Below are 19,189 nucleotides of genomic sequence, written 5' to 3' on the forward strand. Positions count from 1 at the left end.
GCGGCTCAGGCGGTGGCGGGGCTGGCCGCCAGCACATCCGCAGGTTGGGTGGGCAGCGCCGTGCTGGTGGTGTCCGCACCACTTGCAATGGCGTTAATGGCCAACACGTAAGCTTTCATATCCGCTGTAAACACTTCCCCCATAGCGGCCGCAAGGCTGGCCTGCTGTTGCACCCATGCCTGCGCGGTTTGCGCCTGCGTTGTGAGCGGAATAACAGGAGCAGGGGGCACGTACAGGACCAGCGCGCCATTGCTCACGCCATATGGCCCCGCCGTGCGCGCGGCAAACTGCGCCTGTGTAATCGGCAGCAGGGCGGATGCGGGCGGAAAGCCGGTTGTGTCGGAATAAATGCTCATATCCAGCCAGCCCAGAACGGGCGTTGGCTGGGCGGCACTGGTGTCGTATTGCGCGTAATATCTGTTCGGGTAGCTGTTGGACATTAAACCTCTCCCACAATCGTCAGATTAAGAGCAACGGGCAAGGATGATACGACATGCGAAGTGCCACCCCCGGACCAGCACGGCATGCTTAACAAAATCCCGACATTGGTTGTCGCGCTCTGATTGGGGTACTGCGGGGTTGCAACCTGCACCTGTGCTACATAGCCGTTTGCTGTCGCACCTGCTGTTGCGGTCAGGTTTGGAACAGTTCCAGCCCTGTAAGCAAAAGGGAATGCCTGATACATACCGCTATAAGCAGCAACGATCTGGAAGGACTGGGTCAGGATATCCCCCTGCCTTGTCCAATAGACAGCCCCCAAGGTGGATGTTGCGGGGATGATACCGGCAGAACCGGGCGTGTAACTCTGTGTTGTGCCGTCTGCCCTTGTGGCAATCATATTCCCGGCGGCATCTTCCTGCACATCCACAATGCGAACATTTGTGCCACCGGCTGCGGGCACGGAGCGGACATACCGCCCCTCTGCCGTAACCGCGTTCAGCGCGTCCAGACCTGTAAATGCGGATATGGACGGAACTTGCATGCGGCCACCAAAGGCTACCGGGCCGGTAACACTTTGGAGTGTGGCAAGTGCCAGTTGCAAAAACTGCCCATTGGCCCACGCCTGAGTGGCGTATCCGTTGAACAGGGATTGCCACGTAGCGCCCTCCGCGCCGGGGGTGGAAACATTGGCATCCGTTGTGCTCACCCAAAATGCGCCGGGGGCGGCCCCCGCAACAATGGCCCCCGCCGGGTAGCCACCAATGGACTGCGCAAAAGCCGCATCAAACGGGCCAAGGTAGCCTGCCTGCAACACCTGTGTGGCGGAGGAAAGCAGGTTGAGCAGGCCGTTCATGTCCTGCCCACGCGGTGGCTCCCCCCCTGCTGCGCGTGCAATAAAGGTCTCGGGCGGAAAGCCAAGGGCGACCGAGGCCGTGCCATCGCCCGCCGTGGTCTGTGTTGGGGGGATGGTGGCAATGTTGCCTGCAGCAGCGCCTGCGCCAATGGGCGTGCCAAACAGCTTGCGGTCATCTGTGTTTTTCATGATTACTCACTCTGAATGGAGTAGGAGACGGAAACACCCGCAGGCCGGGGCAGCACGCCGCTGTTCTGAATAATGCTGACCTGCACATCCGTGGGCACAAACCTGAACACGTAGGTCATGCTCATATCCCCATTGTCGCGCACATAGGCATCGCCCTGACCTGCAAACAGGGTGGTCAGAATCTGGTTGGTTTCCAGCACTGAACCGCCGGAAATATTGGCGAGAGCGCGGGCGTAAATAAGCTGCCTGTACCCATCATCAGCCAGCCGGTAGTTGTTGGTTGCGTCCACCCCACGGTACCATGGCGTTTGCCCAAAGCCCTGCTCCGTCAGGTCCGAGGCTTCGTAAAACCCCAGATAGGACTGGGCAGAAAGGCTCAATACGCGTGACACACCCACAATGCGGCCCCACACATCCAGCCCATAGCCCTGCGCTGTTTGCAGGTTCCAGACCTTTTGATACCACTGGTCAATCAGGGGGGCGGGGTCGAGCATCTGGTTCCAGCCTGCAACCAATGCCTGCATGCGCGGCGCATTGGCGTACTGGGACAAAAAAGTCTGCTGCACATTCTGCATCAGACCACCTGCACACTGATTGTGGCGGTCGAGACAACGGGGATCTGCTCAATAGTCAGCGCCACCGTAGGGACCGTGGGCTGGGCGGCAAGGCCCACGGTTATGCCCACAATTTTAACCCAGTCCCCCACACCGCTCACACTGGTGTAAAAATTGCTGGCGTAAACCGTGCCGCCAATGGCCACGCGCTCGGCCCCCGTAGCCCCGGCAAACCCGGCCACAATGGCGGCCTGCACGTCCGTAACCGCCGTGGAGGGCACATTGACCCCACCCGCCAGCACCACCGCCACATAAACCGGCACAGCCTGCGCGCGCGTGAACTGCACCGTATATTCCGGCGGTGTGGCATAGGCCGCATTGGGGTCCACCACCACCACGCGGCTGTTGCCAACACTTGCGCAGCCGGGGGGTTTTTTACGGAGGATGGCAAGGGCGACATCCGCGTCCAGCCCACCATTAACACACACATACAGGCTGTGCGCGGGCAGGGTTACACCCCCCACACTCACCGGGTTGGCCGCGCTGTTCTCGCACACATAGGCATCGGTCACACCGGGGGTGGACAACACCTCGCCCGCAAGGGCATCCAGCGGCCCCATGGCGTTGTGCGCCACGGTCTGCTGGCGGCGCAACTCAAACGCCTGCCGCCCTTCCACCGCGCGGCCGGTTACCCCGGCGGCAGCGTTGGTCACACTGGTCAGCCCCACAACCGACTGGTACACCCCAATACTGCCCGGCGGGCATTCCACCGCCCCCATAACCGTGCAGGAGAACGTGCCCGACCCATACCCCGTTCCGTCCAGCGTAATGGGGCCATTGGCTGCGTAGGTGTTCGCACTTCCGTCCTGCACCAGCGTGCCCTGGGGCACAATGGCGCCCGCAGCCCCCACGCACTGGCAGGTTACCACTGTGGCGGTAGCAGGCTTGCGGGTTATAAAATACAGGTTGCCAATAGCGTCCTGCATGCGGCCCCATGCGCGCGCGGGGTCCACACCATTGAACAGGGCAAGCATCTGGTCATACGCATCGCCCACAATGGCGGTAAGCGACATGGCAAGCTGCCCCTGCGGGGTGGACAGGTCGGTATTGAGCACATTGCCAAAAGCTGCGTTCATATCCGCCAGAATACCAGCCAGAATATCGCTCTCCGCCGGGGCCACAAAGCCTGCATCGGTCATGGTGGGAGCGGGAACGGACGTTGTGCCCACGGTGTTAGAACCCGACATGCTGCACATCTCCTAGTGTGGTGGATACAAGAACATAGCCAGACAACTGGCGGTTTGCGGAAATACCGGTCAGCACGCACCGGGCCGCAGCCACACCGGCTACCGCGCTGGCCGCCTGCTCCGCCTGCATGCGAAAAACCGGGGCCGCCTGTGTGTGGGCCAGAATATGCTGGCGGTAGGGCAGGCCCGTTGCCGTGTTGTAGTAACACTCGCCCGTAAAAACCCTTATGGCGGAAGAAACATTCTGGCATATGGCATAAGACCCGGACGCCACGGCCATGTTGCCGCTGGCGTCGGGCAGCAGGTCCCATGTTGTCCGGTCAAGCAGCAGCGTGTTCATGGACCCTCAACACAAAAAAACCGCCTCGAACGGGCGGTGAGTCATAACAAAAAGTTCTGAATTTTTCACAAGGTTGCACCCTATTGCGGGGCGCCCGTTTTGCCTCCGCCGGGCTGCACGCCGGTATGGGTGTGGCTTTGCAGGCTAATCTGGCCTGCCTGCACATCGCCCTGGGCGCGCACCCCGCCCTGCACCTCCATGGTGCAGTTGATCTGGCAGCTCGTAGCATTCACAACAAAGCGGCCTGTGGTGTTGAGCACAAAATCCTCCCCCACCCACCCTGCGTATTCTTGTGGGGCGGCGTTCAAAAACCCGCCAATATACAGGGAATCCGCGTAATCATGCTGGCGGTAGGAGCCGGGGGCCGCTGGCTGGCGTGTGGCCTTTACGCTGGCAATATCGCGCCCGCAGACAATAATGGCCCCCACATCGCCCACTGCGGGGTCACAGATCAGTGCGCGCCTGCCACCTTGCAGGCGCAGATACGGCACGTTGTGGATCAGCCCGTGCGGGGTGGTGCGGCCTGCGCCGTCCTGCTGGTGCACCATGGGTTGCACATCCACCATGCCCACAGGCTCCAGCCCCGTGCCCCGCACGGCGCGCACCTGCACAAGGGCTGTGGCCCCCAGCATGGCCAGCACCCGGCGAATGGCCGCGTTGGTGGCGTTAAACGCACTTGCCCCGTCCTCGGCCCGCAGGGAGCCTACCAGTTTATCTTGCAAAAGCCTGCCCGGCAAAGTCTGGCCTTGCCGCCTCCACTGTTGTGAACCATGGCCCATCGGGCCGTTCTGTCTGTAGGTCGTGGCGCACGTTCTGCACGACCCACAGCCCGCAGGCGGGGGGGGCGCCACCTGTTGCCTGTAGGGTGCTGGCCTGCGCGGTGCTGCCCTGCGTGCCTACCTGCGCGCCAGCCTGCGGGCTGGTGGACGCCCCACCCGTTGTTGCCTGTGCGGACGTGCCTGTTTGCAGGTAGACCGTATCCCTGAACCGAATGTTGGGGTTGAACACGCTTTGGAACTGCACCCCGTACTGGCTGTAACTGGGGTACCCCACAAGCCCTGTGGCAACACTTACGGGCAAGGCCTGCCCCTGCTCCTGCGCCACCATGCCCGCAGGCCAGATAGCCAGAACCCCAACACCAATCTGGTAGGAAATACGCGCAGCCCGCGCGCAGCTATCCACCTGCTCGGCCACGGAGCCTTTGTAATACACCCCTCCGCGCAGCAGGGTTTGCACGCCATAATTGGCAAAACCCAGCCCCGCCTTGGTTGCCAGCCCCTGCATGACCGTAGCTACCGGCACATCCCCCCCGAACGATGTAGGGGCCACGGGCAGTGCGGCAGGCAATGCGCCAGAGAGGGCACGCACCTCAAACGCCACATCGGGGCTGTTGGCGTAATCCACAAAAGCCTCGACCACACCACCACAAAACACAACAGGGCGGGTGCTCCCCCCCTGCCCTGCGGCATTGCCTGCCATAATGGTAACCGTATTGCGCGTTTGCGCCGCCATGCCCGCCTGCATGAGCGAAAGCCGGTTGAGCAATGGCTGCGCCAGCCCTTCCAACCGCAAGGCGCAGGCCATGCCGCTTTCCAGCCCGGTGCTGACAATCTGGCAACGCACGCGGTAGCCGCTCAGGGTTATTGTTTCTGCCCCTGCTGCACCAAACCCGTCCTGCGCCAGCGTGAACACCACATCCACCTGCCGGTTGGCCAGAGTGGCTGCCTGCGTGCCAGCCTGCGTGTTCTCAACCATTGGCGTCCTCCGCGTAAACCAGCACAAAGCGGCTGCCCAGAGCGGTGTAATCCGGGTCCTGCGTGCCCTGCGTATCGGCAAAGGCAAGGTCTCCGGGCAGGGGGGTGGCGCTGTGGCGCACAAGCCATGTGCGGTCCTGGCACAGCACACCTGCCAGCACGGGCACGTCATCCACCCACATGGCGGCATACAGCCCGGTGCTCCGCTGCTGCACGTCCAGCCGGAGCGCATGGCCCGAAAGGGGAACCCGCAGGCTCTGATACGCAACAGCGTTCAAGGGAATAACAACCGCCATTACTGGAACCCCGTTACATCCATGTTGGAGGCAAGCGCCTGCACATGCCCCCCATTGCGCACCGCCTGCCCCTGCGGGGTGGCCGTGCTGGTCTGTGTGGTGGTGGCCCCAAGCCGCACTTCCTGCACGCTCAGTTCCGCCAGCAGCATGCTAACCCCCAGCCGGACCTCGCGGCGGATGCGGTAGCCCGTTACATTCACATTGGTGTAAACCGCCTCGGGCATAACAATGTGGTACAGGCCAAGGTCGGCCACCAGTGCGTCCAGCGCCGCCACAAACAGGGCGCGTGTCTGCAACGCGCCAGACAGGCCGGGCATGCCAAACGTGCTGAGCAGATCGCCCAGAACACTGGCGCTGCCCAGTTCCATGCTGGAGCCATCACACAGCATTTCCACCTCATACAGGCCGGGCATTCGCACTTTGTTATAGGAGAGGAAAGACCCATCCTCCTGCGGGGCGCTGGCAATGTGGCACTGGCTTTGCACACCAAGGCCGCGCACATGCCCAGAGGTCAGGACCGGCTTGTTATCGGGTGTAAAAATACCCCACTGCCGCTCCGCCTGCGCCAGAATTGCGCCGTTGAGCAGGGTGGCAACAGCCGTGGAGGCCGAGGCCGAAACCCCCGCCCCAACCGACTGGCCCAGCAGAACCGGCACCCCGGCCGCCACGGGCACATCCCACACGGCGGGAAGACTGATGGGAAGCATGGGCATGATGGCAAACTCCACCTTAAAGAAAAAAAAGTCTGTGTTGGGGGCGCGGCCACACCGCCTGCGCGGGCCTTGGGCCGGAACAAAAAAAAGCGGCCCATGTAGGGCCGCTCCAATGCTGCTGATATGCTGTGTTGTGCCAAACCCACCCAAGGGGCCAGCCTGTGGCCACTAGGGGGAGGGCAACCGCCACACCTGCGCCTTGACCTGCGCGGACACGGCAGGGAACGGGTCCACACCGGCATTGCGAATAAGGGTCTGCACACTCACCTGATCACAATGGGGGTGCACGGGGCGGTTTTTGCACACATACACCCCGGCCCTGTTGCGCGTGGGGGAGTAAACCGCCTTCCAGACCGAGCTGGGCACATACACATGGTCATGCCCCTGCGTGGCAATGGGCCGCAGGTGAAAAGCAGGGCCAGTCACCACATACAGTTCGCCCTCGCGCCGGGCCAGCAGGCGTACCTTGCGCTCCATACGCGCCCATATGCCCTTGTTCAGCGCAGAAGCCTGCGGAACAATGTTGGACAGGGCGTAGGTTTCCTGCTGCCCCTGCAGGGTTGGCTGGTCGCCACTGGGGGCCATATGCCCCCGGTCATAGGGTTTTGCACGCCTGTAATCGCTCAGGCCCGAACCACCGGGCCAGCGCGGGTCGGCATAAAAATGCCCCGTGCGGGGCAGCTTGGCCGCAGCCGCCATGTCCTGCGCGCGCAAATGTTCGGCCGCCCATAATGGCCCGTGCGATACGGTGGAAACAAGGGCCGCATACCCCCGGTTGCACAGCAGCGCCGTGCCCTGCTCCAGCCGGGTGCTGGTCAGCACTGGCAACTGGGCGTTCACCCCAAACGCGTTACACCGCTCCTCTTCCGCCCATGCGGGAGCAGCAACACAACACCATGCAACAAAAGCCAGTAACAGACGCATGGGGCAAACCATAACCCAGTTTGCCCCCCGCGCAATAGCCGCGCCAGACACACCCAGCCCAGAACACCCAAAAAGCCTAGAACTGCCCCATATTGGCCTGCCGCGCCTGCATGCGCAGCGTATCCATCCGCTGTGCAAGCTCATCCCCAATAGCCTGTGCCGTAGCACTTGTGGCGTTAACCGTAATCTGGGCCTGCACGGTGGAACCGGGGCTAGCGCGCAGGGGGGGCACCGTGCTGGCCACCCCCACGGCACGGCTGGTGGCATGCAGGTAGTGCGGCGCACAGGGCGGGGCCACATCTGGCTCCGCCCCCTCCGCCCCCCCCAGCCCCACACCCTGCCTGACGCTCCCCCCAACGGCTCCGTGGTGCAGAACACGCGCCATAAGCCCGGCATGGCGCCATACGGGGCGGGCGGGTGCGCGTAAGCCACGCCCCCTGTGCGCAGCCCCGGACCCGGCACCCTTATGGCCCTGCCCCACCTCCGCCTGCCCAAGCAACAGGGCCAGCACATGCGCCCCCGTGGGGAGTGGTGGCAGCACACCCGCCATTATGTCGCCCGGGTGGGGGGCTGGCCTGCTGGCGTCCGTTTTGTGGCCCGCGCCTGTGGTCTGGGCCGGGGGTGTGGCGTGCTGGGGCCACACGCCCGCCTGCCCTTGCGCCACCGGCCTATGCGGGGCAGGTGCCCCCCCGGCATCAAGCACTCTGGCCGTGGGAACACTTTGCCCCTGCACCGCGCGGGGTGTGGAAACCTGCAGCACTTTTTGCAAAAAGTGCGCCTGCACAGCCCCGGTGCCGTCCGCACCCTCCGGTGGTGGCGCCGGGTAGGGGGCTGGCGCATGGCCTGCCGCCATACGGGCCAGCGCCCGCCCATGCCCCCGCAGGCGCACCACAGGAACCACCCCTCCGCCACGCTCCATATGGGTCTGCCGGGCGGGCAGCATGGTGGCCACAAGGGCCGCAACAGCGCCCCGCCTCCCCTTTACCGCGCGTTCTGGCGCCGCCCCCGCCAGAACGGACAAAACCGCACGCGCCAGCACCGGCCCGGCATGGCGCCCCTGCGGCGCATCCGCGCTTTTGGGGTGCATGCGCAACAATGTGGCTATCAGGCACTGTGTGAGCGTTGCCATTGTTTTTACCTGTTAAACCGTTTGACCAGAGCCATTTCCAGCAGGTTTTCAAAATCCTCGCTGTCATACACACTTTGCAGTTCATGCAGGCTGGCCAGACCTTCCATCATGACCAGCGCGTGCCGCTCACTTACATTGGGGCAGCGGGCGGCGGCGCGCCGGGTTCCGTCTGGAGCAGTGCCGACAGAAGGGAAAACAACGGGCCGACGCCTTTGAAAAAATCCACATGCAGGGCAAATGCTTCCTTCTGGAGCCAGCCAACGGTGGGAATTTCCTCCAGATCGCTCTCATCAAGCGGGCGGCGCACCGCCGGATTGCGCGGGTCGGGCTGCACGCTTACACAGCGCATAAGCCGGGCCAGCAGGCTGTCCATCCGCTCGGGGTCCATGGCGCCAAAAATGCCAAGCCCCACAGCGGCCAGCCCCGCCAGCCCCGCGTCCTCCTCCAGCCCCGGAATATCCGCCCCCGAGGCAATGGCCGCCTGCAGGCAGTGCCGCCCCCACTGGTCCGCCTCCATGGCGGACATGCGGGTAATGACAAACACCTTCCCGTGGTCTGCCCCTTCCATGGGCACACACACGCTGCTCTGACGCAACGCCATGTTACAGCCCCGCCGGGTAAATGGCCTGCCAGCGCACACCAAAATGCCGGTCCGCCAGCATACGCCCGGCCGAGGGCATGGGGGCCATTGCGCGCAGCACACCATTGACCATGGTATATTTGCGCCCTGTGGAGGTAAGCGTAATTTCCGCCCCCAGGCGGTAGAGCGTGCGCGCGGTCTGCTGCGCGGTCATAATGGCTTCAAACACAATCACGCTCTCGCTCGCGGCGGAAAGCACAATGTTCTGGTCCACGGGTTCGGGCACAAAGCCTGCGTTCAGGTACCCATCGATCGACATCTCGGTCTGGGCGCAGTTCTGCTCCGCCACATCCCACGCACGGTCTGTGGCAAAGTTTTTGAGCGTGACAGGCGCGTTGTAAAGGCCGGGCACGGTAATGGTGAAAATGGCATTGGCTGCCGAAATATCGAGCGCCATGGTTACTGCACCTCAACACTGTTCAGGGTTATGGCCTGCACGCTCTGCCCGTCTGCGTACCACAGGCGTGCGGGCGGGGTTGTGCGCGCCACCCGCAAGGACGCGGGGGCGGTGGACACATTGGGCATAAAATACCACCCACGTGTGACCACACTCTCCGCCGCTGTGGCCACGGCGGCTGCGTTGTTAATCTGCTGCTTTTGCGCCGTGCTCAGCGCCACACCGGGCTGAATGACCCCAAAGCCCAGTGCCTGCGTAATGGTGCCCTGCACACTGGCGGCCACCAATGTGTCCCCTTCCGTATTGTACGGGATCTGCCCGGTATTGAGCAAAAGGGTGATCAGGTCCGAGGTCAGGCTGGCATTGAGCCAGATCTGGTTGACGTAACTATCCGCCCAAAGGAACGGACCAGACACACAACCGGGGCGCATGAACTGGAACGTGGTGGAGGCATTGGCGTACGCCCCGTAAAAATTGTAGCCATTATCAAGCAGTGTTGCAGCCGTTGTACCGTCCACCACCGCGGGGGTTACAAGGCCGGAACCATCCTGCACCATGGCCAGCGTCTGCCGCCCAGCCGTTGTGCCAAAGGAGAGGGACGCCATCCACCCCATGCACAGCGCTGCGGCCAGCGGGTCGTTGTATACAACGCTTACGCCGCTCAGGTTCTGGTTTTTAAGCCACACACCAAACGCGGTTGTGCTGTTCTGGGTGGTGGCCTGCGCGTCTGTATCCCACAGCACGGCCCATAGGGTGTTGCCCTGACCTGCCACCCACTGGGCAAGGGCCTGCTTGTCCGCCAGATCGGGTTCAAACGCGGGGGCTACAGCGTTCCATGCGGCATTGGTGGCGCGCAGGGTGGTCATCTGCTCGGCCACACTCTGCCCTGTTGCGGGGGTGGTGTACCCACCAAACAAAAGGCGCGCGGGCGTCATGACCGCATTGGTGTAGCCTGCAAAATACACACAGGCCATCTGGTATTCTACGGACTCCATGCCAAATGCGGCGCCCACATCGGCAGCGGTGGTAAAGTCCTTGGTGGTGCCTGCGGGCACAACGGCTGCGTTGGTGCTCAGCACAAGGCCGGTCAGCGCGTTCAGGCTGCCGCCTGCACCCAGCACACCGGGGGTGACCTTGACAATGGTGGAAATGGGAATGCCAGCCACAGCGTTACTCCTCTGGCGCATCGGTTGCATCGGCACTTACGGCGATGACCGACAGGGTTGTTGCAAAATCCTGAGCAATACTCAGGCGGAATGTGACCTGCATGTGCAGGGTTACACTCCAGTTTTCCTCATACTGGTGTTCTGCGTTCCTAAAGCCGGACTGGATGGGAGCCTCCACATCCAGCGGAGCAAGCTGGAACGGCCCGCCCGCAAAAAACGCCCCCGCAAACGGGTCACGCCATAGGGTGGCAAGGGTTTGCGCGTAATCCCCCGCCCCTGCGCCAAAAATGCCAAGCTGCATGCCCAGCAGGACAGGCTCGCTCACCTCCCGCGTTGTGGGGGTGTATGCCCAGCTATTGGTGGCAAGGCGTGTGCGCTCAACCACCGTCATGGTGACAAAGGGTGTAAGGGGTGGGGCCACGCGGTTCTGCTGGCCCAGCACCACCTGCACGCAGGCGGGCAGCACACTCAGCAGCCAGTTCCGCACCGCCCCGTAAATCTGCCCTTCGGTTGGGGTTATTACGCAGGTGGGCTGCTCTGCCGGGTTACCAGAACCTTGGACCATTCCCCCTCCCCCCATTCCTCAAGGGACTGGGTGATCAGCCAGTCCGCGCCATAAAACTGCAAAATATCGCCCCCGCACTGCAACGGTCTGTTCAGCGCGCGGGCGGCGGCAGGCAGGTACACCACGCGCCTGTCCGCCTGCTGGGTAATGTTTTGCACCTGTTGCAGGTCCGCCCCCGCCACGGCCTGCACCTCTATGCGCAAAGCCAGCGGGGTGTAGGTGGGGGTCTGGCTGCCATCGGGGTTGGTCACGCTGCCCGTGCTGGCCAGCAGGGTTGCCGCAACACAGGGGTTAACAGCGCTACTCAGCCGACCAGCCAGTGCAAAAAGCTGCATGGTGGCATACTCCGGTTATACAAAAATTACGGCCATATGCGCGGTATCTGCGGCCCACCGGGCAGGTAGCGCGCCTGCCGCAACCCGCGCGTGGCAGCCCAAAAGGCCGCCCCGTGCTGGGTTTGGGCAAACCATGCCGCCCGCTCGGTCTGGGGGGCATAATCGGTTGAGACCGACACACTCCCCCTGCTGGCCGAGGCCACACGCCCGACCAGCCCGCCATTGCCCCCCTGCTCCTGCGGCAGGGCAAGGGTTGCAATATGGGCGACCAGCAGACCCAGCAGCAGGGCGCGCCTGCCTACGTCGCGCACAGGGCTTGTCGGGGTATTGGGCAGGTAGAGTGTGGCCTGCTCAAAACAGGCCTGTGCCTGCGCGGCCCCCACACTGGCCGCAAGCGTGCCAAAGCGGGCGGACCATGCCGCGTAGTCAAACACAACCACACCCGGCGTGGCCGCATCTGCTGTGCCCCCACCCGATGCCGCCCCGCCCGATGTGGCGGTGCCCGACATCAGGCCACGTCCCGTGCAAAGGGCGTTACACCGGGCAGGCTGGCCGGTTCCAGCCCCTCCAGCCCGCTGGGGTGCTGGCCACGTTCGGCCAGTTCCGCCCCGGCATCGCGCTCGGTGGGCTGGGCAAAGATCAGCCCGTTTTTGAGCGGCAGAAAATTGGGGTTCTGCGCGCACCATGCCTGCCAGAAGGCGGCATCCACCTGCGTGCGCCCCCCCATGCCAAGCAGAAGGTTGTCACGCACATGGTAGCGCGGGTCCGCCTTGGCCCCATGCAAACGCACGCTGGCGGTCGGTTTGGGCGGGGCCATAACCGGGTTGGCCGCACTGGCGCGCGCGGCCAGTGCGGCCGTGTCATACAGGTCCAGCACAAGCCCTGCGGGCATGCGGCAGATAACCGTAACCGTGCTGGCCCCACGGGGGGAGTTGGAAGGGGCTGCTGCCATTGGTGTTAAATCCCTGCCATGGTCACGCAGGCCTGCGGGTAGAACCAGATGGTCCCCCATGTGCCCTGCGATTTTTTCTGCCTGAAGCTGGAGGAATACCGTTCCACCGCATGGGCGCGCAGTTTTTCGGTAAAGGCGGTGGTCACTGCCTGCTGGCCTTCCACCTCGCTCACAAACAACTGCATGAGCGTGGTTGCCGCCTGCCCGCCACCCAGCGTTACCCCGGCTTCTGGCAGGGTCTGGATGGTCAGGTTCGGCAGGTTCTTTTTCAGCAGGTCCCCAAGGGCGACCTGAAACTGGTTGGTGTACAGCAGGCACTGCTGCCGCTCGGTAGGAATAACCAGCGTAAGGGGGGATTCCAGCGTAAGGTTGCCCCCCATCTGTGTGGACAGCACCCCAAAAGCCTTGAGAATATCGGCATAAACCTGCACGGGGTCTGTTGTATCCACCCATGTGTTCCCTGCCGCCGCCGTGCCCGATGCCGCAAATTTGGGTGTGGGCGCAATGGCGGGCGGCAGATTGGGGTCGTTGAGTGCGCCGTACAGTTCCAGCCCGGCAATGCCAAACAGGTTGATCTGGTTCTGGTTACGGTTCAGCACAGAGGCGGAGGCAAGGTTTTTCTGGTTCACCCAGTCAATCTTGGCAGCTCCCATACGCTCCACCTCGCGCTCGCCCCAGCGGGTCCACGTCTGGTAGTAAAAGGACTGGCGCTGCACCCAGTTGGCGTTGGAATCCACCGTGCCTGCGGGGGAATAATCGTCATACGCCGCGGCGTAACCGGACAGTTCCACAACGGGAAACTGCGCGGTATCGGTTGTCCAGTCGCCTTTGCGGGCACTGCCATAAATGGCCTCCGAGCGGGTGGGCGTGACCAGCGCGCGAATGACCACCGGGTCCGTATAGGTGGTAAACAGGGCGGGAATGCCGCTGTTGGGTGCGGTCACCGCCACGTTGGCAGGCAGGGCCGCATCGTGCGCCAGTTCGGAAAAATAACGGCTGACACCACCAAGGTGAATACCCCAGTCCCGCGCAAGGGCTGGTGCATCGTTACGAAAAAATGTGTTCATGCTCTGTTAGTTCCCTGTGCCCGAGGTGGAGGAGGCCACACTGCGCGCACCCGCCAGCGGCCCGGTCATAATAAAGGGCAGGCCAGCCGCCGCCCCCTGCGCCACGGTCCAGCCCGTATCCACCGTGCCCGTGGGGGCCGCACCTGCCGCCCCGCACTGGAGCGTGCCATCGGCCAGTGCGGCATAGACCGCCTGCCCCGTGGCGGACGCCGTGGTGGCAAGGGCGAACACATCGCCCCCTTCGGCCAGCCCCACCATAAAGCCCTGTGCAATGGTCATGGTGTTCTGCTGCATGTACTGCGTGGCCTGCCCCTGCTGGGTACGCACCACAAAACCCGTTGGCGCTGCCTTGGGGTTTGCAGGGTCTGGCGTGTTCAAAACCGTTGTGCCATTGGCCTGCACCCAGGCAAAAGCGGCAATGGCCACACCACCCGCGCCCGCACTAAACCCGTTGGCTCCGGGCACCACCATGCGCTGGGGGTTCTGGCTGGCCCATGCACCGGGGAACCCGGCAGGCCAGCCATAATGCACTGTATTGGGGAAAGGCATTGTTTTTGCCTCCTTGTTTTAGAGTTTGCGCGGCGCAGAAACGCCAAAGCGGGTTGCAAGGGGGGCCGCATGATCGGCCGCGCCCACGGGGCCACCCGAAGGAGCACCCGCAACAGGTGAGGCCGCACCAAGGCAGGCCAGTACAAGCGCTTTAAGCCCCGGTTCGTTCACACCATCGGTGCCAACACCCTGCTCGTTCAGGGCGTAGCGCAGGATGTCTGTTGCGCTGTCCATGCCCAGCACATCGCCCACCAGCGGGCGCACAAGGGTGCGGGCTTCCTGCGCGTGGGCGGCACGGGTGCGCTCGGCGGCAAGGGCGGCGGTTACGGCGGACTGCACCGCACTATCCTGCGCGGTGGCGGCCTGCCCGGGTGTGGCAGGTGCGTTGTCCGGCGTTGCGGCAGAGGGGCTGGCATTCTGGCCCGTAGGGGGCGTGGCCGGAGCGGGCGCAGCGGCGGCCTTGCCTGCGGGCGGCGTGTGCGTGCCAGCGGCACCGGGAGGGACGGTAGGTATGCCGCCGTGTTCGGCCCCCGTGGGGGCATCGGCCATACCGTTGTGCCGCAGCCATGCCCCAAGTTCGGCCAGGCTTGCGGTCATGGCCAGCGCGCCAGAGGCAAAAGCCGTGCCAAGGCGGGCAAAAACCTGCCCCGCCGTGGGGGCAGCATGTGTTGGAACCATTGCAATATCCTTTGGTTTGGCATCCGCCACCACAACATCCGGCCCGGCACGCCCGCTGGGCACAAGGGCCACGTGGTTGCCGCGAATGTTGGTCATGCGCCCGTCATAAGGCTGGCCTTCAAACTGGCCTGCCTCCATGACCGGCGTGTAGCGGTACGCGCAGGAGAGTTCGCGCTGCGCGCCCGAGCGGATGTTGTGAATGGCCCCGGCGTTCCAGATCGCCAGGGAATTGGTCAGGTAGGGGCTGGCAAAACGGGCGTTGGTGCCCGTGGTGCCCACTACCAGATCGGCCCGTGGGGCATTGGCCGTAACATGGGCATGCTCGGCCAGCACGGGCAGGGCGTTAAAGCTGGGGGCCGCACGGGCCAGTTCGGCCGGGTCGCGCAGCAGGTTGTAAAGCCTGTTGGGGTCCAGCCCCAATGCGTCCGCCCCCGGTATTTCGCGCCCGTAATAGGCGTTAACGGTTGCCTTGCTTATGGGGGTTGTGGCCACATGCAGGCGTCCGTCCTCATCGGTCATACGGACCGATCCCATGCGGTCATGGGCGAGTGTGTCATTCATGCTGTTCTGCTCTTTTTGCCTGTGGCGTCTTAACAAAACCCTTGTCCGCACCGGCCATATTGCCCTCTGTTATGGAGCGGGCCAGCCCTGCGGTGCGGTACAGGCTGTGTGCATCCGCCGCCTCGCGCGCGCGGGCTTCGTGCGGGGTTATTTTGCCCGAGCGGATGTTGGCTGTGTCCATGTCGGTTTTGGTTTTTTCCACCGCCGCCGCCTCCTGTTCGGACATCTGCCACAAGGGCACGAACTCAAAGTCCAGATCGGGGTCTATGCTGCCCCACAGGTTAAGCTGGACAAGGTGGAACAGCACCCGCAGCACGGGGGCCATGTGGGCTTCCTGAAACGCTGCGATCTCGTCATAAAAAACCCTGATCTCGCCTTGCGAGGAGGCATTAAGCCCCTGCGGCTGGATGCCAAACAGCTTGACCAGCGGAATACCGGGAATACCGGCCATGAACTCCTGCGACTGGGCCTGCAACTCCGCAAGACCACTGAGCGGGGCTGACTTGATATCAAAATCCTCACTCTCGCGGTCGAGCACAAAGGTGCCGTTGTTGCTCTGCCATGCGTTCATGGCCGCAACACGCGCAGTCACACTCTGTGCATCAATTTCGGCATACTGCGCGCCGGTATCGGATTGCATGGTGCCGCTCATGTCGGTTTTCAAAATCTTGGTGGCAAAGTTGCTCACCATGTCCGACACGGACTGCCTTGTGCGCAAAAAATTGTGCACGTAGGTTTCGAGCATCTGCGGTAAGGCCAGACCACCAAAGTTGAAGGCGGGTTTGAGAATATCCGGCACTTCAAACGGCACCACACTCAGCATGCGCGTGCTGTTGACCAGCACCCCCTGCACCCACCAGTCCGCCGGGCGGTAGTAATCCGCACGGAGCGGGTTATCCGCGTTGTAGCTGTTGGGGGTTGTCCATATGGGGTCTATGTTCACCAGCCGTTCAAGCTGGCCGCGCGCCATGCCGTGCGGGGTGGGGCGCAGGGGTACGGCCTGCCCCGCATCATTGAGCGGCACGCCGCGCAGACCCACCCAGATGTGGCCTACGCCAAAGCCAAGCCCATGCACAATCTGGCGGCGCACCACATCGCGCACATGCAGGCGCAAAAACTCCACCTCCACCGCACGCAGGCGCGCCGCAGTCTGCACCGCATCGGCCTGTGTGCCATTACAGCGAAAGCGGATCCATGCCCGTGTGGCCTCACGCGCAATAATTTCCACGGGTTTTCTAAACTCGGCCCGCAGCATCATGGCGGCTAACGTGGGGTAGCCCTTAAAGGCCAACCCCTGCTCCACAAAGCTGGAGGCCATGCCATACTGCTCGGTTGCATAGGCTCCAAGCCCTGCATCCATGGCCAGCGCGCCAACCCCGCGCACCCCGCGTGGGGGCTGGTAGGGTTGGAACAACGCCGCCGCACGGTCATGCACACCGGGCATGGGTGTAAGGGCCGAACTGCTGCCCCAGCCCAGCATGGCCCCAAGGCCCAGACGCCTTTTGCCCCTACCGCGCGCAGGGGGGGCAGAGGGGCTGGCATGCGGGAGCACCGGTTCTGTACGCGCCATTCCACCCTGCGCAGGCCCTGCGCCCAAACGCCCGCACAGGCGGGTCCACCAGTCTGTCATCCGTTTTGTCCGCCCTTGCTGGCATGAAGAATGTGCCGGAGTGTTCCGGCGTTAAAGCGGGGCATGGTGCGCCGGTTGTGAATAACCCCATCCAGCGCGTAGCGCAGCGCATCAATCCAGTGGTTGTGCGCGTCCTCCACAATGGGCAGGACATCCCCCGTATCTTTATCAACCCTGTAGGAATATAAACGGAATTCCTCCGCCACCCGCCTACAGCGCGGATGCACCACAATGGTGTCAAACGCTTTAAGCCGGGCTATGCCGTCCTCCACACTGCCGGGCCATTTTTTGGCGGCACTCATGCGAAAACCATAGCTGCGAGACAGAAAACTTATGGTTTCCGGCCGTGCGCCATCGGCCTTCCACGGCCATAGCCGGGCGTGGGGGATCTGCTCCAGCACGGCGGGTATGGCATCCAGTTCCACGCCAACGCCCCCTGCCTCGTAATCAATATAAAGCGTGTTCCCCACCACAAAGCAGCGCAGGGCCGCCAGTGGGTCTTTGGCAAAACCCCAGTCCACACCGTAGTAAAACCGCGTATCTTCCGGGGTGGCAAAGTCCTGCACACACACACGGCCCAAAAAAATCTGGGCTGCGGAAAAACTCTGATAGTCCCCCTCCCACACATGGCCGTATTCATCCGGGCGGGTGCGCTGGTCCTCTGCCCGCTCTGTTGCCAATGTGCCTTGTGCAAACCACGGATTATCCGACCAGTTGGCCCGAACCGCCACAAGGTCCGCCCGGTCCGAACCTGCACCACGGAAGAACGCATCCACCGCATCGGTCGGGGCATGGGGGTTCCACGACGCCCATATTTCCGCCCCGGCCTTACGCAAGGTGGGGCGGAGCATGCGCCAGCTCTGGGCGGAAATGGACTGCGCCTCCTCCACCCATGCCCGGTCAAACCCTTCGAGCGACTTCAGACTTTCCGCTGTGTGGTTCTGCATGCCCTGAAAAACAATCAGCCCACCACCGGGTGTGCGAATGGCCCTGTCCTGCACATCAAAATACCGGTTCAGGTTAAACTGGCTGATTTTATCAATAATCAACTGGCGCGAGGACAACTGCGTGGACTTCTGCACCTCGCGGATACACACCGTGCGGTGCCCCGCCAGACGCAGGTGCTCCTCCACCACGCATTCGCCAAAAAAATGCGACTTGCCAGACCCCCGCCCCCCATACGCCCCCTTGTAACGGCATGGCGCCAGCAGGGGGGCGAACACCCGTGCTGTGGGAATTTTCAGGCTTGGTCGGCTCATTGTCCTTTGTCCACCCGTGCGGGTGGGTCCACAATCACGCGGCGGATGGTGCGTGGCCTGCCATCGGGCGGGGCCTGAGCATCCGCCTGCTGTTCGGCCCCCGTTTTTTCGCCGTAACGGGCGGGCGCACGTTTGGACATGATCCATTTGAGCGTATCAATCCGCAGGCGCATGGCGGCGGTGTCCTCCCCGTTAATGCTATGCACTTCCTGGAGCAGCCGGTCTTCAAACGCTTCGGCGGCCAGCACACGCGCACGGGCGTAACGGCTGGCAAGGATGGAGCTGGCACGCAGGCTGTGGCGCATTTGCTCCCACGTGGGCATGCCCGGAGCCGTGCTGATCTGGCGCAGGGTCTGCCCCTCCTCCACCTGACTGAAAATATGCTCCCATAGCTCAGGCGTAATAGCCGGTTCTGGCATGACCTTGCTGGGGTCTGGTGTTTTTTTGCATGCAGGCATGGCTAAGGGCCTTACTGTGGGGGGTGGTCCTGTGCGGCCAGCCCCTTTCCACCGTTTGGCTGGAGCGCTCACGCATGAGCATGGCCTGAATGCGCTGCATGGCCGGGGGCGGCAGTTGCCCCACCACCAGCCCACGCACGCTGCGTTCGTTCACAACACAGCGCACGCGCACCTCTGGCGGCAGATTGGCCTGTGCGCTCTCGCACCACGAAAGGGCAACATCGGCCCTGTGGCGTGTATTTTCCGCCTCTGGCACCAAAAAGCAGAGCAGCGCATGCCCGCCCTGCACACCAACGCACACCGCATCCGCGCGGCGCAGGCGCACCACATCGGCATAGCTGATTGACTGGGTCATAGATTTTCCAAAAAACAGGGAAGGCGGCGTTTATGCCGCCGTAGCGCCCAGCCCATAAAAAAAGCCGCCCGGTGGGGCGGCTTGCAGCGGTCTGGCGCAGGAATTCCAATGTAGGTATTCCAATACGCGGGCTGCGC

At 63.2% G+C, this 19,189-nt stretch carries 25 protein-coding genes; all 25 read right to left on the bottom strand.

Annotated elements, in window-relative coordinates; translation table 11 throughout:
* Window positions 1-5: 5 nt before the first annotated feature.
* The 25 genes from AABE20_RS04165 to AABE20_RS04285 all read right to left on the bottom strand — a co-directional run bounded on the left by AABE20_RS04165 (window position 6) and on the right by AABE20_RS04285 (window position 19,052).
* A complete protein-coding gene (locus AABE20_RS04165; RefSeq protein WP_338331986.1) occupies window positions 6-440 on the bottom strand; it encodes a hypothetical protein in 435 nt (144 codons plus the stop codon).
* Window positions 440-1,483, bottom strand: a complete 1,044-nt coding sequence (locus tag AABE20_RS04170; protein ID WP_338331987.1) for a hypothetical protein — start codon at window positions 1,481-1,483, stop codon at window positions 440-442. Before AABE20_RS04170 ends, AABE20_RS04165 begins: the two co-directional genes overlap by 1 nt.
* A 2-nt stretch (window positions 1,484-1,485) precedes the next feature.
* The gene (locus AABE20_RS04175; RefSeq protein ID WP_338331988.1) at window positions 1,486-2,058 is read right to left on the bottom strand and encodes a DUF2612 domain-containing protein; all 573 of its coding nucleotides are present in this window, start codon (window positions 2,056-2,058) and stop codon (window positions 1,486-1,488) included.
* A complete protein-coding gene (locus AABE20_RS04180; protein ID WP_338331989.1) occupies window positions 2,058-3,284 on the bottom strand; it encodes a baseplate J/gp47 family protein in 1,227 nt (408 codons plus the stop codon). The genes AABE20_RS04175 and AABE20_RS04180 overlap by 1 nt, the downstream gene beginning before the upstream one ends.
* Complete coding sequence (locus AABE20_RS04185) at window positions 3,271-3,624, bottom strand: hypothetical protein (protein WP_338331990.1); 354 nt, start codon at window positions 3,622-3,624, stop codon at window positions 3,271-3,273. Before AABE20_RS04185 ends, AABE20_RS04180 begins: the two co-directional genes overlap by 14 nt.
* 80 nt (window positions 3,625-3,704) lie before the next feature.
* Window positions 3,705-4,346: a Gp138 family membrane-puncturing spike protein gene (locus AABE20_RS04190; RefSeq protein WP_338331991.1), complete on the bottom strand. Its 642-nt coding sequence runs from the start codon at window positions 4,344-4,346 to the stop codon at window positions 3,705-3,707.
* Window positions 4,336-5,379, bottom strand: coding sequence for a baseplate hub protein (locus AABE20_RS04195; protein WP_338331992.1), 1,044 nt, complete (start codon window positions 5,377-5,379; stop codon window positions 4,336-4,338). The genes AABE20_RS04190 and AABE20_RS04195 overlap by 11 nt, the downstream gene beginning before the upstream one ends.
* Window positions 5,372-5,674: a phage baseplate plug family protein gene (locus AABE20_RS04200; protein WP_338331993.1), complete on the bottom strand. Its 303-nt coding sequence runs from the start codon at window positions 5,672-5,674 to the stop codon at window positions 5,372-5,374. Before AABE20_RS04200 ends, AABE20_RS04195 begins: the two co-directional genes overlap by 8 nt.
* A complete protein-coding gene (locus AABE20_RS04205; protein WP_338331994.1) occupies window positions 5,674-6,387 on the bottom strand; it encodes a hypothetical protein in 714 nt (237 codons plus the stop codon). The genes AABE20_RS04200 and AABE20_RS04205 overlap by 1 nt, the downstream gene beginning before the upstream one ends.
* A 168-nt stretch (window positions 6,388-6,555) precedes the next feature.
* Window positions 6,556-7,311, bottom strand: coding sequence for a DNA/RNA non-specific endonuclease (locus AABE20_RS04210; protein WP_338331995.1), 756 nt, complete (start codon window positions 7,309-7,311; stop codon window positions 6,556-6,558).
* A gap of 76 nt (window positions 7,312-7,387) precedes the next feature.
* Window positions 7,388-8,440: a hypothetical protein gene (locus tag AABE20_RS04215; protein WP_338331996.1), complete on the bottom strand. Its 1,053-nt coding sequence runs from the start codon at window positions 8,438-8,440 to the stop codon at window positions 7,388-7,390.
* A 130-nt stretch (window positions 8,441-8,570) separates the two neighbouring features.
* Window positions 8,571-9,041: a hypothetical protein gene (locus tag AABE20_RS04220; protein ID WP_338331997.1), complete on the bottom strand. Its 471-nt coding sequence runs from the start codon at window positions 9,039-9,041 to the stop codon at window positions 8,571-8,573.
* 1 nt (window position 9,042) lies between these two features.
* Window positions 9,043-9,477, bottom strand: coding sequence for a phage tail fiber protein (locus tag AABE20_RS04225; RefSeq protein ID WP_338331998.1), 435 nt, complete (start codon window positions 9,475-9,477; stop codon window positions 9,043-9,045).
* Between the two features lie 2 nt (window positions 9,478-9,479).
* Entirely contained in the window at window positions 9,480-10,643 is a 1,164-nt protein-coding gene (locus tag AABE20_RS04230) for a DUF3383 family protein (protein WP_338331999.1), read from the bottom strand.
* A gap of 4 nt (window positions 10,644-10,647) precedes the next feature.
* Window positions 10,648-11,208, bottom strand: a complete 561-nt coding sequence (locus AABE20_RS04235) for a phage neck terminator protein (RefSeq protein WP_338332000.1) — start codon at window positions 11,206-11,208, stop codon at window positions 10,648-10,650.
* Window positions 11,163-11,543, bottom strand: coding sequence for a hypothetical protein (locus AABE20_RS04240; protein ID WP_338332001.1), 381 nt, complete (start codon window positions 11,541-11,543; stop codon window positions 11,163-11,165). Before AABE20_RS04240 ends, AABE20_RS04235 begins: the two co-directional genes overlap by 46 nt.
* 26 nt (window positions 11,544-11,569) lie before the next feature.
* Window positions 11,570-12,052: a DUF4054 domain-containing protein gene (locus AABE20_RS04245; protein WP_338332002.1), complete on the bottom strand. Its 483-nt coding sequence runs from the start codon at window positions 12,050-12,052 to the stop codon at window positions 11,570-11,572.
* A complete protein-coding gene (locus AABE20_RS04250; RefSeq protein WP_338332003.1) occupies window positions 12,052-12,495 on the bottom strand; it encodes a hypothetical protein in 444 nt (147 codons plus the stop codon). The genes AABE20_RS04245 and AABE20_RS04250 overlap by 1 nt, the downstream gene beginning before the upstream one ends.
* A 5-nt stretch (window positions 12,496-12,500) precedes the next feature.
* Window positions 12,501-13,562 carry a DUF2184 domain-containing protein gene (locus tag AABE20_RS04255; protein ID WP_338332004.1) on the bottom strand — a complete coding sequence of 354 codons (1,062 nt, stop codon included), beginning with the start codon at window positions 13,560-13,562 and terminating at the stop codon, window positions 12,501-12,503.
* A 6-nt stretch (window positions 13,563-13,568) separates the two neighbouring features.
* A complete protein-coding gene (locus tag AABE20_RS04260; RefSeq protein WP_338332005.1) occupies window positions 13,569-14,111 on the bottom strand; it encodes a structural cement protein Gp24 in 543 nt (180 codons plus the stop codon).
* Window positions 14,112-14,129: 18 nt separating this feature from the next.
* Window positions 14,130-15,350 carry a DUF2213 domain-containing protein gene (locus AABE20_RS04265; RefSeq protein ID WP_338332006.1) on the bottom strand — a complete coding sequence of 407 codons (1,221 nt, stop codon included), beginning with the start codon at window positions 15,348-15,350 and terminating at the stop codon, window positions 14,130-14,132.
* Complete coding sequence (locus AABE20_RS04270) at window positions 15,343-16,980, bottom strand: phage portal protein (RefSeq protein ID WP_338332007.1); 1,638 nt, start codon at window positions 16,978-16,980, stop codon at window positions 15,343-15,345. The genes AABE20_RS04265 and AABE20_RS04270 overlap by 8 nt, the downstream gene beginning before the upstream one ends.
* Window positions 16,977-18,239, bottom strand: a complete 1,263-nt coding sequence (locus tag AABE20_RS04275; protein WP_338332008.1) for a PBSX family phage terminase large subunit — start codon at window positions 18,237-18,239, stop codon at window positions 16,977-16,979. The genes AABE20_RS04270 and AABE20_RS04275 overlap by 4 nt, the downstream gene beginning before the upstream one ends.
* A complete protein-coding gene (locus tag AABE20_RS04280; RefSeq protein ID WP_338332009.1) occupies window positions 18,236-18,697 on the bottom strand; it encodes a terminase small subunit-like protein in 462 nt (153 codons plus the stop codon). The genes AABE20_RS04275 and AABE20_RS04280 overlap by 4 nt, the downstream gene beginning before the upstream one ends.
* Window positions 18,633-19,052, bottom strand: coding sequence for a hypothetical protein (locus AABE20_RS04285; RefSeq protein ID WP_338332010.1), 420 nt, complete (start codon window positions 19,050-19,052; stop codon window positions 18,633-18,635). The genes AABE20_RS04280 and AABE20_RS04285 overlap by 65 nt, the downstream gene beginning before the upstream one ends.
* Window positions 19,053-19,189 lie beyond the last annotated feature (137 nt).

This window comes from Acetobacter zythi, assembly GCF_963921165.1.
In the GTDB taxonomy this organism is placed as follows: Bacteria; Pseudomonadota; Alphaproteobacteria; order Acetobacterales; family Acetobacteraceae; genus Acetobacter.

Excerpts from the sequence above, each read along its gene's own strand:
- AABE20_RS04250 (WP_338332003.1), bottom strand. The coding sequence starts at position 12,495 with ATGGCAGCAGCCCCTTCCAACTCCCCCCGTGGGGCCAGCACGGTTACG.
- AABE20_RS04270 (WP_338332007.1), bottom strand. The coding sequence starts at position 16,980 with ATGACAGACTGGTGGACCCGCCTGTGCGGGCGTTTGGGCGCAGGGCCT.
- AABE20_RS04265 (WP_338332006.1), bottom strand. The coding sequence starts at position 15,350 with ATGAATGACACACTCGCCCATGACCGCATGGGATCGGTCCGTATGACC.
- AABE20_RS04170 (WP_338331987.1), bottom strand. The coding sequence starts at position 1,483 with ATGAAAAACACAGATGACCGCAAGCTGTTTGGCACGCCCATTGGCGCA.
- AABE20_RS04200 (WP_338331993.1), bottom strand. The coding sequence starts at position 5,674 with ATGGCGGTTGTTATTCCCTTGAACGCTGTTGCGTATCAGAGCCTGCGG.
- AABE20_RS04275 (WP_338332008.1), bottom strand. The coding sequence starts at position 18,239 with ATGAGCCGACCAAGCCTGAAAATTCCCACAGCACGGGTGTTCGCCCCC.
- AABE20_RS04280 (WP_338332009.1), bottom strand. The coding sequence starts at position 18,697 with ATGCCTGCATGCAAAAAAACACCAGACCCCAGCAAGGTCATGCCAGAA.
- AABE20_RS04215 (WP_338331996.1), bottom strand. The coding sequence starts at position 8,440 with ATGGCAACGCTCACACAGTGCCTGATAGCCACATTGTTGCGCATGCAC.
- AABE20_RS04260 (WP_338332005.1), bottom strand. The coding sequence starts at position 14,111 with ATGCCTTTCCCCAATACAGTGCATTATGGCTGGCCTGCCGGGTTCCCC.
- AABE20_RS04185 (WP_338331990.1), bottom strand. The coding sequence starts at position 3,624 with ATGAACACGCTGCTGCTTGACCGGACAACATGGGACCTGCTGCCCGAC.
- AABE20_RS04205 (WP_338331994.1), bottom strand. The coding sequence starts at position 6,387 with ATGCCCATGCTTCCCATCAGTCTTCCCGCCGTGTGGGATGTGCCCGTG.
- AABE20_RS04220 (WP_338331997.1), bottom strand. The coding sequence starts at position 9,041 with ATGGCGTTGCGTCAGAGCAGCGTGTGTGTGCCCATGGAAGGGGCAGAC.
- AABE20_RS04255 (WP_338332004.1), bottom strand. The coding sequence starts at position 13,562 with ATGAACACATTTTTTCGTAACGATGCACCAGCCCTTGCGCGGGACTGG.
- AABE20_RS04225 (WP_338331998.1), bottom strand. The coding sequence starts at position 9,477 with ATGGCGCTCGATATTTCGGCAGCCAATGCCATTTTCACCATTACCGTG.
- AABE20_RS04180 (WP_338331989.1), bottom strand. The coding sequence starts at position 3,284 with ATGTCGGGTTCTAACACCGTGGGCACAACGTCCGTTCCCGCTCCCACC.
- AABE20_RS04175 (WP_338331988.1), bottom strand. The coding sequence starts at position 2,058 with ATGCAGAATGTGCAGCAGACTTTTTTGTCCCAGTACGCCAATGCGCCG.
- AABE20_RS04165 (WP_338331986.1), bottom strand. The coding sequence starts at position 440 with ATGTCCAACAGCTACCCGAACAGATATTACGCGCAATACGACACCAGT.
- AABE20_RS04240 (WP_338332001.1), bottom strand. The coding sequence starts at position 11,543 with ATGCAGCTTTTTGCACTGGCTGGTCGGCTGAGTAGCGCTGTTAACCCC.
- AABE20_RS04210 (WP_338331995.1), bottom strand. The coding sequence starts at position 7,311 with ATGCGTCTGTTACTGGCTTTTGTTGCATGGTGTTGTGTTGCTGCTCCC.
- AABE20_RS04245 (WP_338332002.1), bottom strand. The coding sequence starts at position 12,052 with ATGTCGGGCACCGCCACATCGGGCGGGGCGGCATCGGGTGGGGGCACA.
- AABE20_RS04195 (WP_338331992.1), bottom strand. The coding sequence starts at position 5,379 with ATGGTTGAGAACACGCAGGCTGGCACGCAGGCAGCCACTCTGGCCAAC.
- AABE20_RS04285 (WP_338332010.1), bottom strand. The coding sequence starts at position 19,052 with ATGACCCAGTCAATCAGCTATGCCGATGTGGTGCGCCTGCGCCGCGCG.
- AABE20_RS04235 (WP_338332000.1), bottom strand. The coding sequence starts at position 11,208 with ATGGTCCAAGGTTCTGGTAACCCGGCAGAGCAGCCCACCTGCGTAATA.